Raw genomic sequence first — 12,294 nt, forward strand, 5'->3', positions numbered from 1 at the left:
GCCCCGCTCAGCTGGTCAGATCGCGCACCATTTGCTTGAAGGGGTCGATCTCGCCTGCCTTGCCGGAGGCCTGCTTGCTGATCTGGGGCTGGCTGGGAGCCTGGGCACTGGCCGAGCGCTCCTGCTCCTGTTTGATTGCCGCCGGCCCCCCAGGCACATTGACGCCAAAGGCCGACCCCTTTTTGCGTTGCTCGAGCTCCGCGGCAGACATGGTCTGGGCAAAGGTCTTTTTGACCGGTTTGGGGATGCCGCCGCTGAGGTCAACGGTTTCCGGCTGGCTGCTGATGCCGGCCAAACCCTCAGACATCATCTCCAGCTTGGATTCCATTGATGCCACCTCGGCAATCATCTCCTTGTTACCAGGGCTGTCAGCGGTACCTGGAAAGGTGTGCCGGATGGTGTTGGAGCGGCGCATGAAGTCGACGTTGCCCATGCTGCTGGAGGCATCGGCGTCGAGAAAGAAGCTTTCAACTTCTTTTTTCGGTTTGGCGGGAGTGTTGTTGGCGGGAGGGGTGCTGCCGCGAGGTGCAAGCAGGCGATCGAACAGACCCATCGTGCAGCAGGTGAAGACTCCCTACAACCCTAGCGGCCGTGGAGGGTCAAGCCATGGGTATCGGTGCCACAACTCATCAATAGGCCCCGCTCCCGCAGCTCGGCTGCGATTGTTTCGCAGACGATGGGAGTAGGGGTCCAATTGTCGTTTTGCTCGTAGTCGTACCAGGCCTCAGCCCCATCGAAGCCAAGCTGATCGGCTGCACTGATGAGCCACTTGAAAGGGATCCGGTAACGGGCGGGATGGGCAAGCAGCATCAGGGCTCCCGCGTGTTGGCCGGCCCGCAGGACGGCCTCGGCCCGCAGCGCCGGCCCCACCGCAGCATGGCCCTGCAGGTAGGGCTCCAGGCTGGGATGGTCTTCACCGAAGCCAAGTGCCAGCACATGGACCAGGCAGCCCTCCAGGAGGCAGCTGATCTCGACTCCCCGCCAGAATCTGGGTACGGGCCCGCCTCTATCGGCTATGGCGCGAAACAACGACGTGACGGGGGCATGGGCGGCGATGCTGTGGTGGTCAGTGATCGCCAGATGTTCCAGGCCCAGCTCTAGGGCCCTCTGAGCAAGTTGGTCGGGACTGAGACTGCCATCGCTGAAGGTGGTGTGGCAGTGAAAGTTCACCCTGCCCGGGCAGCAGGTGGGAGTGATCTGCTCCAGCACCGGGCGCAGGGGGTGCAGTGGCGAGCCAGCATCAGCCATTTGCAGCCAGCCCCTCAGCCCTCAACCGCCGCCAGCGGGCATAAAACTGAATTGAGGCGGCCATGAACACCACCAGGGCCACCATGAACCAGGTGGCGGCACCAGTGGGGAATTGGTTCTTGAACACCACCAGCATCACCACGACCACCAGCAGCAGGGTGGGCAGCTCGTTTAACGCCCGCAATTGCTTGGGGCTCCAGCTGCAGGCTCCCCTGTTGAGCTGGCCCATCAACCGATAGCAAAAGGCGTGATAGGCCAGCAGTGTCGCCACGAAAGCCAGCTTGGCGTGCATCCAGCCCTGCTGAAGCCAGGTCGGGTTGACGCTCAGCAACCCCGCCGCACAGACAACGGCCACCACCATGCCCGGGGTAGTGATGATGTTGGCCAGCCGGCGCTCCATCAGCGCGTATTGGTCTTGAAAGGCCTGCCGCAAGGGGGCTTCAAGCTCTCCAGCCTCGCGGTGATAGATGAACAGCCGCACCAGGTAGAAAAGTCCGGCAAACCACACCACCACCCCCACGATGTGGAGGGTCTTGAACCAGAGATAGGCCTCCGGGGGCCAACTCATGGCCAGCAGGGGCATGGCAGGGGTTGGTTGGGCATCCATCAAGATAGGTTCCTGGCACCCGCGACAGCAGCAGCAGCCCGGATCGCCGCCAGCTCTTCGTCGGGGATCCGCTCGAGCTGCTTCATCACCAGGGCCATGCGGGGGTTGCGGCGCAGCTCCTGGGCATGACGGGCTAAAAAGTCCCAGTAGAGGGTATTGAAAGGGCAGGCCGTCGGGCCCGTGCGCTGTTTGGGGTTATAGCGGCAGCTCTTGCAGTAGGTGCTCATCCGGTTGATGTAGTTGCCGCTGGCGGCGTAGGGCTTGCTGGCCAGCAGGCCGCCATCGGCGAACAGCCCCATGCCGAGCACGTTGGTCTGCATCACCCAGTCATAGCCATCAATGAACATCCGGTGAAACCAGGCGGTGAAGGCCTGGGGATCCAGCCCAGCTATCAGGCCGTAGTTGGCCAGCACCATCAACCTTTGAATGTGGTGGGCGTAGCCACTGGCGTTGAGCTCGGCCAGTACCGTGTCCATACAGGCCATGCCACTGCCGCCCAGCTGCTCCAGCCATTCGGGCAGGGGGAGATTGGCAGCGAAGTGATTGTGCTGGGGATAGTCGGCGCCAAACCACCAGTAGAGGCCGTTGGTGTATTCGCGCCAACCCAGGATCTGGCGGATCACCCCTTCGAGGCAGGCCAGGGGGGTGCCCTGCTCCAGGCCCGCCTGCTCCAGCCGCTGGATCACCTCAAGCGGATGCAACAGGCCAATGTTGAGATAAGGGGAGAGCAGGGCGTGCCACAGGCTGGGTTGGCCGCTCACCATGGCGTCCTGGAAAGGTCCGAAGCCATCGAGGCGGGTGGCGATGAAGTGCTCCAACACCGCCAGTGCCTGGCTGCGGGTCACGGCCCAGCCGAAGGGTTCACTCTGCCCAGGGAGAGGACCCACCCCATCCGCCTCCAGCTCCGTGGCAAGGCGCTCCACCTTGGCGATCACTGCGCCGGTGGTCCCATCCGGCGCAAAGGCCAAGGGTTCTGGGCCGGCCAAACCCTTGGGCGGGGCCTTGCGGTTGTCGTGATCAAAATTCCACTGGCCGCCGAGGGGTTGACCGTCGTCGCCCATCAACACGTCAAAACGCTTGCGGCCCTGCCGGTAAAACAGCTCCATGCGCAGCTGCTTGTAGGGCCGCGCCCAGGCCGCGAATTCCTCCCGGCTCCAGAGGAAGGCATTGGAGCGATGCCATACCAACGGCACTGCCAGGTCCAGCCGCTCGATCGCCATTCGGAAGGGGCGCTCGGCTGGCTCCATCAGATGCAGTTCGCTGATGCCCTGTTCCGTGATCCAGCTCTGCAGAGCATCGGCAAAGGTGGAGGCTTCGCGGTGGTCAACGCTCCAGCCGCTCTGGCGCAGCTCGGTGGCGAAGTGGCGCATGGCACTCCACACCAGCACCAGCTTCTGGCGGTGGTAGCGGCGGTTCTGCAGCACCGAAGTGCTTTCGATCAACAGCACTCTTGCTTCTGCCGCAGCGAGGCTGGCGAGGGCCGCCTGGCTTGGCGAGAGCTGGTCGCCGAGCACCCAGACCCCCTTCACGGCTCACTCCAGGGGCTGCGATGCCTGGGCGTCACTGCCGGAAGCGGCGGTCGGACTCGATCCAGCGCTCGAAGGCGGCTAGCCCTTCGATCAGTGCCCAGACGCTGAGGACGAATGCAACCACCCCGCCCACGGCGAACAAGGTGGCCACTAATAGGGGGATCGCTGCCAGGGCCACCAGGGGAATGACCACCAGAGCTCCCAGGGCGGCCAGGCCCAGGATCGGGGCCACGATGGCCGGCGGAGGGCCGTTCCTGCTGGCAACCCGGAGGGGTTGGGTCGGAGCCATGGCAACCCTTGCTGAAATCATTGTCAATTCTGGGGCTCCAGCTGCAGCGGCAACGCCGGCCCATGGGCGGAGAACCGGCCGCTTAGGCGCGTGGGGTCTCACCGGCCAGGCGGCAGGCGCGTCGCGCCACGGCAGCGATATAGCCCCGCTCCACGGGGCCAGCAAGGGGGCTGACTCCACCATTGCGGCAATCCACCACTAGGCGCTCATGCTGTCCCTGCTGGTCGCTCACCCGCAGGCGCAGCTGCCAGTGGTGCTTGGCGCTGCGACTGATCTCATCAGCACAGACCGGCCCGACGCAGACCCCGGGAGCAGCCCAGGCTGGACCAACCGGCAGCACCTGCAGGAGCCACAGCAATAGGGAAAGCAGCAGTAAACCTGCAAGGCGCTTCAACTGGCCAACTCCTCGCCGGCGGGGTCGTCACTGGGATGAAAGTAATCCCACACCTGGCGGGCCAGGGCCGGGCCAACCCCTGGTGCCGCAGCGATCTGGGCGGGACTGGCCAGCTGGATGGCATCGATCGAACGGAAGTGGGCAAGCAGCTCCTTGACCCGCTTGGGCCCTAGGCCGGGAATGTCGGAGAGCCGGGAGCGCTTCATCCGCTCGCCCCGTTGCTGGCGGTGGAAGCTCACGGCGAAGCGATGGGCTTCGTCGCGCAGACGCCGCAACAGCTGGACGCCCAGCTGGTCGGGTTCACTCTCCAGCGGCAGCTTCGCCCCCGGCACGAAAACCTCCTCCCGCTGCTTGGCCAGGGAGCAGACCACCAGATCTTCATCGAGGTTGAGCTCCCGCAGGGCCTCCATCACGGCTGAGAGCTGACCCTTGCCGCCGTCGATCATCACCACATCTGGCCAGTCGTTGAGGCCGCCGGTGTGGAGCGTGCTGTTGGCAGCCCGGCGCAGCTGGCGCAGGTCGGCACCCTCGGCCTTGGCCTGGGCCCAGCGGCGGAAGCGGCGGCGCATGATCTCGGCCATGGCCATGAAGTCGTCGGAGTGGCCGGAGTGGATCGAGCTACTCTGGATCTTGTACTTGCGGTAGTGCTGCTTGGCCGGCAGCCCATCGATGAACACCACCTGGGAGGCCACGGCGTCGCTGCCCTGGATGTGGCTGATGTCGTAACCCTCGATGCGCCGTGGTGGGCTGGGCAGCTCCAGCAGCTGGGCCAGGTCTTCGGTGGCCAGCAGTTGCTGCTCGGCGCCGCGTTGGGCCCGCTGCAGCTCATAGCTGGCATTGCGCTCCAGCAGCTCGATCAGGTCGGCTTTCTGCTGTCGCTGGGGCACGGCCAGTTTCACTTTGCGGCCGCGGCGCTCCGCCAGCCACTCCTCGATCAGGGGCTGCTGGGGCAGGACGTGCTGCAGCAGCAGCTCGGGGGGAATCTCCACCGGCTCCACCTGGCTGTAGTGCTCTTCCACCACCCGCTGCAGGATGCGGCCGGGCTCCAGGAGCTGGCCATCGGCGCCGACGGCATCGGCGGCGAAGCCGAGCCGGCCCACCAACTTGCCGGCCCGCATCTGGAACAATTGGACCGCCGCCACCCGATCATCGGCGGCCAAGGCGACCACGTCACGGCTCACTGAGCTGTCACCGAGGCTCATTTTCTGATCAGCAGTGAGGGTGTCGATGCCCTGAAGCTGATCGCGCACCCCAGCGGCACTCTCAAAGTCGAGGCGCTCGGCATACTTGCCCATCTGCTCGGTCAGCAGCTCGAGCAGCTCCTCGTTGCGCCCTTGAAACACCATCGCTACCTGGCGCAGGGTTTGGTGGTATGCCTCGGAGCTGATCTTTTCCTGGCAGACGCCTGGGCAGCGGCCGATGTCGTAGTTGAGGCAGGTGCGCTCCCTGTAAAGCGGCTGGGGCCGCTGGCGCAGCGGAAAAACCCGCTTCACCAAAGTGAGGGTGCGGCGCAACAGCCCCACATCCACATAGGGTCCGTAGAAGCGATCCAGGGGTGAGCGGAAGCGGCGGCGGCGGGTGATGAAGATGCGCGGATAGGGCTCACTCCAAGTGATACACAGATAGGGATATTTTTTGTCGTCCTTGAGCAGCACATTGAAGTGCGGCTGGTTCTGCTTGATCAGGTTGGATTCGAGTGCCAGGGCCTCGGCTTCGCTGTCGGTGACAATGAATTCGATCTCGCACACCTGGCGCACCATCAGGGAGATGCGCGGGCTGTGGCCATGGCCGCTGCCGCTTTGGAAATAGCTGCGCACCCTGGGGCGCAGCAGTTTGGCCTTGCCGATGTAGAGGATGCGGTCCTCACTGTCCCGCAGCAGGTAGCAGCCCGGCTCAGAGGGCACCTCGCCCAGCCGGGCCTTGAGCCGTTCCGGTTGTTGCAGCAGGGGCAGTGCCAACTCAGCCGCCGTACTGCCAGCCCGTAGTGCCCAGCTCGAGGGCGGGGCCATCCCCATGCAGGGTGGCGGTTTTTACCTCACCGACAAAGACGGTGTGGTCCCCATGGGCGACCTGGCCTACGAGCTCGCATTCCACGGCGCCAATCGCGTCGGTGAGGATCGGCAGACCCAGGGCCCCCAGGCTGAACGGTGCGGCATCGAAGCGCCCACCCACCCCCTTTTGGGGCTTGAAAAAGACCGCGGCCAGGTCTTTTTGATCTGCCTTGAGCACATTGAGGCAAAATTTGCCCGTGCGCTGGATCATGCCGTTGCTGGTGCTGTCTGCCCGCACGGCCATCACCACCAGGGGCGGTTCAAAGCTCCCCTGGGTGACCCAGCTGGCGGTGAACCCGTTCACCTCATCGCCCTCGGCCACGCCACAGATGAACACGCCATGGGGGATCTTGCGCAGCAGGGTCTTTTTGGCTTCGGCGTTGAGAGTGGCGTTCTGGGCCATGGTGGCAGGGGCACCCTGGGGCGCGGGAAACTCAGATAACTCTAGAAATGCAGCACCCCCAAACCGACCTTCCCCATGCGCGCCCTCTATCCAGGCAGTTTTGACCCGCTCACCCTGGGGCATCTTGACCTGATTGAACGGGCCGCCCGGTTGTTTGAGGGCCTCACAGTCGCGGTTCTGCAGAACCCCAGCAAGCAGCCCGCCTTCAGCCTGGAGCAGAGGTTGGAGCAGATCCGCCTCGCCACGGGCCACCTGCCCCACGTCGAAGTGGGCAGTTTTGATGGCTTGACCGTGGATTGCGCCGTGCGCAGCGGCTCCGAGGTGATCCTGCGGGGGCTGCGGGCCCTGAGCGACTTCGAATTCGAGTTGCAGATTGCCCACACAAACAAGAGCCTGGCGCCGCTGGTGGAAACGCTCTTTCTGGCTACAGCCGTGCAGCACAGCTTTCTGAGCAGTTCGGTGGTGAAGGAAGTCGCCCGTTTCGGCGGCGATGTGCGTCACATGGTGCCCGCGGGAGTGGCGGAAGACCTTGCCAGGCTTTTTAATCGGGCAACTGCCTAACACCTCCCCATGGCCGAGGCCACCATCACCGCCTTCGATCAGCTCGACCAACTCGAAGAGATAGTGCTGGAAGGCAGCCGGATCCCCTTCAGCGGTGGTCGGCTGGTGAACGAACAGGATGCCATCGAGGTTCTCGACACCCTGCGCGAGTCCCTGCCGGTCCAACTGGCCCAGGCCGTGGAGCTGATCCGTCAGCGGGAGGAATTCATCAACCAGGCCCGCCAGCAGGGCGAGGAGATCATCGCTTCGGGGAAACGGGAAAGGGAGCAGCTGATCAACAGTGCCTCGATCCGCCAGGAAGCCGAACGCCATGTGGCGGAATTGAGAGAGCAGGCCCGGCAGCAGTGCGAACAGCTGATGCTGCAGGCACGCAATCAGGTTGCCCAGACAGAGCAGGAGCACCAGGCCCGCATGGCCCAGATGGAGCAGCAGTTTGCCTCCCGCCGCCAGCAGCTGGAGCAGGAAAGCGCTGAACGCAACCGCCAGTTTCTGGAGCAACATGAGCGCAACCGTCAGCAGGCGATGGGGGAGCTGGAGCAGATCCGCCAGGAGGGCGTACGGGTCCAACGGGATAGCCAGGCCGAGGCTGAGCGGTTGCAAAATGACGCCCTGCAATTCCGCCAACAGACCCAGCAGCAGTGCGACGCCCTCCTGGCACGCAGCCGTCAGGAAGCGGGCGCCACTGAGGAGGGTGCCAATCGCTACGCTGAACAGGTGTTGGGCGAACTGGAAGGCCGCCTCAAGGAACTCAGCCAAGTAGTCCTGGGAGGCCGCAGGGAGCTGGTCCGGCTCCAGTCCCCTGAAACGATCACCCCTCCCCCCGCCGCCGATCTGACGGTCAGCCGTAGGCGTCGCCTGGCCAAAGGGGTCAAGCAGATGGCCGGTTAGGGCGGGCAGAGCCTAGTGTCCTGGGTCTCGCGCAGAACCAGCCCGATGGTCTCGTTGGGGGAGCTTGCCCCGTTGCTGATGGCACTGACATAGCGGGGCCCATCGCTTGTGACAAGTACGCCGCTGATGGCCCGGACCCCAGTGATGGTGCCGGTCTTTCCATAAAACTTGCCCTGCAGTGGTGTGCCTACATAAAGATTGCGCAGGGTGCCGCGTTTTCCTGCCACCGCCATTGAGGCCAGGTAGTCACGGCCGTAGGGATGCTGGTCCATCCGCAGGAGCAGGGCCGCCAGGAAGCGACTGGTGAGGCGATTGGCCCGGTCCAGGCCACTGCCATCCACCACCCGCACACCCTGCATTGGCAAACCTTGCTGGGCTAGCCAGAGGGTTTCGCGTTGGGCTGCCTGGCCAAGATCCCAGCTGCCCGCACCCTGGCGCAGCAGCACCTCGGCGGTGAAATTGTGGCTTTCCGTGTTGGCCAGGCTCAGCAGATTGTGCATCGGAGCCGAGTTTTCCTGGTGCATCAAAACCGCATCATCCGGCAGGGGCGCCCGGGCTGATATCAGCGATACCTGCACCTTGGCACCCTGCTGCTGCATGGTTTTCTGCAATAGGTTCTGGAGCCGGGAGGGGGGATTCATCACCGCCTCGTGGATCGCATTGGAGGTAAGCGCGAGCCGGGTGATCGGCGCGCCATAGGCGTAGTAGCGATCATCGGGATGCCAACCCTGGGGCCACCAGGACTGGCGCGGTTCCTCGGCGATCTGCAGTTTCAGCAGCGATGGCAGCTGGCCGCTGCCACCACCGGAGCCCAGCGCCAACTTTGCGAAGCGCTGCAACTGGGGCAGGGCTAGGTCGGGGTCTCCCTCGCCGGTGAGCCGGAAGCTGCCATCACTGAGCCGCCACAACTGGGTGCTGAGGCGATAGTCGGTGCCGAGCCTGTCGAGGGCATAGGCCGTGCTCACCAACTTCTGGTTGGAGGCAGGGATCCGGGGCCGGCTGCCATTGAGGTCGGCCAGGAGCCGGCCCTGGGAATCGGCAATGGTGATACTCCAGACGGAGGCTTGGCCGCCAACCGCTGCCAGCAAGCGTTGTTGCAAGGCGGGACAGCTCAACTGGCTCTGCAGCTGGGGCAGGCCGATCGGCGGTGGCGCTGCCGGCATGGTGGCCAGGGTCTCCGGCCCCTGCTGGGCAATGACAGCGGCGGGCAGCAGGGTTGCTGCTGGCAGAAGCAGCGCGGCAAGTAACCGGACAGGCTTCGGATAAGCCATCTCAGTTGGCTCCAATCTCAAGGCCGCTCACCGTGCCACTGAGCCGGTATTGCTGCCCCTCGATTTCAACAGGAGTACCGATCTTGAGATTCTGGTTGCCGAACACAACGCCGCCGCCGCTCTTGCGGCCCTGGCCTTCAAGCACAAAGCGGGCATCCAGACTGCCCAGCCTGAACTGGTTTGGATCGGTGGCTGTGACCACAGTGCCGTTGGGTTGGACTGCCACCAGTAGCCTTTGCAGGGGCTGAACCTGCTTGACCACCACCGAGCCGTGGGGCTGGTTGCGGATCACGATGGCTACCCTCCCCTCCTCTTTGGCAGCCTCAATCAGGGCGCTGGGATTGGCCACGGGCACCCCACGCACATCCACAAACACCGTGACCGGAGTCAGGGCACCGGTGGCCCTGGCCAGGGCGCCGCTGAGTTTGGGGCTCCAGATCACCCCAACGGCGGCTAGGACTACGGCGGCGGCGGCAGCTGCATCCACCAGGCTCCAGGAGCGGCCGCTGGGGGCGGAAGGCAGGTCACTGTTGGCGGCCATCGGTCTCAGCGGCGTTCGAGGCAGTGTAAGGAGGTCGGTGCGAGCCCACCTAGCTAGGGCTTGCTGAATTTCATTCGCGGGTTTTTCGTCCGCGTCAAGGGCCGCGATCTCAGCCTGCAGCGCCAAGCGCTGGTGACCTCAATTTTACTCCTAGAAGCTGACTAAGCAGCCCACAGAAGCGCTGGACGGCGCCAGGAGGCGAGCAAATAGAGCATCAGGATGTACACAGAGACAAGAATAGAGAATAAGAGGCGCAGTAGCCTGAGAACCTTCTCGGCATTCATCACAAAGAACGCCATCGTGATCACCGTTCTTGATGTTTCAATCAGCTTGGTCATGATCCGATCCAGTCCATATTTCCGTTTGCTCGTTCCGATTCTTCCTTCGATCACGGAACGCTTTCTCAAGTCTGATTTAAAAAGCTCTTGTTGCTCTGCTGTCTGCACCTCGGCCTCTACCTGCTTCTTGCGTGGACGGCCACTGAGCCTGATGTTATTTTCTGCGCAGAACTTCTTGTTGCCTAATGTCATATAGATTGAATCGGCACAGATTCGTGCTGGATAGTACCCTCGCTCTTCCTTGTATTGCTTGGCACGTGTGATCAGGTCGTTGGCTTCATTGTAGTTGTCCCAGCTGATTCGATCCACATCTACAAAACCATTATCATCTGATATTGAGATCTTCGCACCGAACTCTGTTCGCCTTCCTGCCTTGCCCCTCACGATCGGCCGCACGTGTGGTTTTGACAAATTGACAATCCGATCGTCGATGCGCCGGCTATCAGCGTCATACATCTCCTGCTGCTGCCGGTACAGTTCACTGGTGATCAGCAGCTTGCGGTAGAGCTGGGTTCCAAGCTCCAAAAGCATGGCACCGCAATGGATCATCTGATCAATTGCTCTGAGGTTTCTCCGGATCTCGTTGAGCTGAAAGCGCTTGACCTCCCGGATCTCTGCGCATTTGGGCCTTTTCTTCTTGATGATGGCCAGAAACCGATTCCGAGCTTTATCCCGGTTGCAGCGGGGTTTACGATTGATCTTTCCCTGCAACTGCTTGAACAGTTCGTCGATGATCTTCTCAGTCGCCTCTCTCGCTTCGTTCAGCAACCTCAGATCTACTGGGTAGGGAATGTCATCAGGCACGCAGGTTGCATCGAGAATCAGAGTACCCCAGTTACATTCAGGATCCAACGTTGCAGGCTTCACCCCTAGCGCTTCGTCGATGGCAGCAAGCTGTTGCTCCTCTTCTTGTTCGCTATCATCCTCCTCCGCCGAAACCAGCATCTCTTTAATCATCGCAATGCCATTGGCCTTGGTCATGTCATTGCAGATCTTGAACAGATCAGGGCCAATGCGCTTACGAAAATGCACCATCATCGATGGATCAAACGGTGGCATTGCCTGGTACGCACTCAAGCCAATGAAAAATTGTAGATACGGTGATTCCGTGATCAGCTGAACCGTTTCGCGGTCTGTCACTCCCAGGCGTTGCTGGATGTACAGCGCACCGAACGCCATCTGAAACGGCTTGGCCGGTGCTCCTGTCTTGGCACTGAATTGGGGTGCATACTGGCCTTCCAGCGGCATCCATGGAATCAGGTTACGAAGCAGAACCCAGCGATTATTGGCATCCAGCTTGCCGCCGAAGGGCGTGTAAAACTCCTCGATCGATAGCTGACCTGCGTGCTGAAAAACGTACATTGGCGTGTCAGCAGATTATTCTAAGCCAGGAATGGCTACATTTGGCTCATTTTAACGTGAGACCACCCCTGGAATCAACTGCAGCGCAATGGATATTGGTTCCTCAGCAAGCCCTAGCTAGTTACGAAGCCCTTCAATGAAGGCGTCGATCACCCTGAGGTTGGCGCCCAGGCCCAGGCCGGCCTCCCCTGCCAGGGCCAGGGCCTGTTCTTCCAGGTCGGGTTTCTGCTCAAAGCTGGCCACCGCGCGATAGCCATCTGGATCCGAGCGGTAGAGCTGCCATTGGTCGGGGAAGGCACGGCGCAGGGCGCCATCGGCTGTAGGGATAAGGGCGTAGGCCGTTTGCAGCTCGTTCAACAAGCCCTTACGGCGCTCCCTGGCAACGCTGCCGATGCCGACAGCCCCATCTTCGAGGCTGGCATTCAGCAATACGACGCTTCCCCGGTGGAGGGCGCAGACCTGCTCCACCTGGTCGTAGTCGGAGGGGGCTGGCCCTACCAGCACCAGCACGCCCTCACTGCCGCCATCGGCCTGTTGCAGGCGCATCTGGTCTCTGAGGCTGGCAATGCTGGCGGCAAGGTCCGGAGCGTCGCGCCTGGCCAGGGCCGTGGCACCGGCATCGGCGCAGAGCAGCCTTGCGCCAGGCAGCACGGTTGTGAGTGCCCTATGCAGCCTCAGGGCCAGCGGGAGCAGCCGCAACCCCTCAAACCGTAGTTCCACGGTCCATAGCCCCCTTTGGCCTGACTCCAGGGCAGCCTGGATGGCCCCGAGGGCTTCAGCTTCGGCACTGCGCAGATCGGCGGGAAGCATCC

The 12,294-nt window shown here is 62.7% G+C and carries 14 protein-coding genes; 2 read left to right on the forward strand and 12 right to left on the reverse strand.

Going from position 1 to position 12,294, the window contains the following annotated elements; genetic code table 11:
• Positions 1–7 precede the first annotated feature (7 nt).
• From H8F27_RS14085 to H8F27_RS14120, 8 genes are all read right to left on the reverse strand, one after another.
• Positions 8–553, reverse strand: a complete 546-nt coding sequence (locus H8F27_RS14085; RefSeq protein WP_197148857.1) for a hypothetical protein — start codon at positions 551–553, stop codon at positions 8–10.
• A gap of 29 nt (positions 554–582) precedes the next feature.
• Positions 583–1,248 carry a PHP domain-containing protein gene (locus H8F27_RS14090; RefSeq protein WP_197148858.1) on the reverse strand — a complete coding sequence of 222 codons (666 nt, stop codon included), beginning with the start codon at positions 1,246–1,248 and terminating at the stop codon, positions 583–585.
• Entirely contained in the window at positions 1,241–1,816 is a 576-nt protein-coding gene (hemJ, locus tag H8F27_RS14095) for a protoporphyrinogen oxidase HemJ (protein ID WP_197153594.1), read from the reverse strand. The genes H8F27_RS14090 and hemJ overlap by 8 nt, the downstream gene beginning before the upstream one ends.
• Before the next feature lie 38 nt (positions 1,817–1,854).
• A complete protein-coding gene (locus H8F27_RS14100) occupies positions 1,855–3,384 on the reverse strand; it encodes a cryptochrome/photolyase family protein (RefSeq protein ID WP_197148859.1) in 1,530 nt (509 codons plus the stop codon).
• A 31-nt stretch (positions 3,385–3,415) separates the two neighbouring features.
• A complete protein-coding gene (locus H8F27_RS14105) occupies positions 3,416–3,673 on the reverse strand; it encodes a glypican (RefSeq protein ID WP_231596305.1) in 258 nt (85 codons plus the stop codon).
• Positions 3,674–3,755: 82 nt separating this feature from the next.
• The gene (locus H8F27_RS14110) at positions 3,756–4,043 is read right to left on the reverse strand and encodes a hypothetical protein (protein ID WP_197153596.1); all 288 of its coding nucleotides are present in this window, start codon (positions 4,041–4,043) and stop codon (positions 3,756–3,758) included.
• 20 nt (positions 4,044–4,063) lie between these two features.
• The gene (gene uvrC / locus H8F27_RS14115) at positions 4,064–6,076 is read right to left on the reverse strand and encodes an excinuclease ABC subunit UvrC (RefSeq protein ID WP_197148861.1); all 2,013 of its coding nucleotides are present in this window, start codon (positions 6,074–6,076) and stop codon (positions 4,064–4,066) included.
• Positions 6,027–6,521: a flavin reductase family protein gene (locus tag H8F27_RS14120; protein ID WP_197148863.1), complete on the reverse strand. Its 495-nt coding sequence runs from the start codon at positions 6,519–6,521 to the stop codon at positions 6,027–6,029. Before H8F27_RS14120 ends, uvrC begins: the two co-directional genes overlap by 50 nt.
• 75 nt (positions 6,522–6,596) lie before the next feature.
• On the opposite strand from H8F27_RS14120, the gene coaD reads away from it, so the two are divergent.
• Both coaD and H8F27_RS14130 read left to right on the forward strand, forming a co-directional pair.
• A complete protein-coding gene (gene coaD / locus H8F27_RS14125; protein WP_197148865.1) occupies positions 6,597–7,082 on the forward strand; it encodes a pantetheine-phosphate adenylyltransferase in 486 nt (161 codons plus the stop codon).
• A 9-nt stretch (positions 7,083–7,091) separates the two neighbouring features.
• Positions 7,092–7,970 carry a hypothetical protein gene (locus H8F27_RS14130; protein ID WP_197148867.1) on the forward strand — a complete coding sequence of 293 codons (879 nt, stop codon included), beginning with the start codon at positions 7,092–7,094 and terminating at the stop codon, positions 7,968–7,970.
• On the opposite strand, the gene dacB is transcribed toward H8F27_RS14130, so the two are convergent.
• From dacB to H8F27_RS14150, 4 genes are all read right to left on the reverse strand, one after another.
• Positions 7,967–9,241, reverse strand: coding sequence for a D-alanyl-D-alanine carboxypeptidase/D-alanyl-D-alanine-endopeptidase (dacB, locus tag H8F27_RS14135; protein WP_197148875.1), 1,275 nt, complete (start codon positions 9,239–9,241; stop codon positions 7,967–7,969). The genes H8F27_RS14130 and dacB overlap by 4 nt on opposite strands.
• A 1-nt stretch (position 9,242) precedes the next feature.
• Positions 9,243–9,782, reverse strand: a complete 540-nt coding sequence (locus H8F27_RS14140) for a DUF4330 domain-containing protein (protein WP_197148876.1) — start codon at positions 9,780–9,782, stop codon at positions 9,243–9,245.
• Between the two features lie 161 nt (positions 9,783–9,943).
• The gene (locus tag H8F27_RS14145) at positions 9,944–11,482 is read right to left on the reverse strand and encodes an IS5 family transposase (RefSeq protein ID WP_197148878.1); all 1,539 of its coding nucleotides are present in this window, start codon (positions 11,480–11,482) and stop codon (positions 9,944–9,946) included.
• 117 nt (positions 11,483–11,599) lie between these two features.
• Entirely contained in the window at positions 11,600–12,292 is a 693-nt protein-coding gene (locus H8F27_RS14150) for a DUF1995 family protein (protein ID WP_197148880.1), read from the reverse strand.
• Between the last annotated feature and the right edge of the window lie 2 nt (positions 12,293–12,294).

This window comes from Synechococcus sp. CBW1108 (assembly GCF_015840335.1).
Classification (GTDB): domain Bacteria; phylum Cyanobacteriota; class Cyanobacteriia; order PCC-6307; family Cyanobiaceae; genus Cyanobium_A.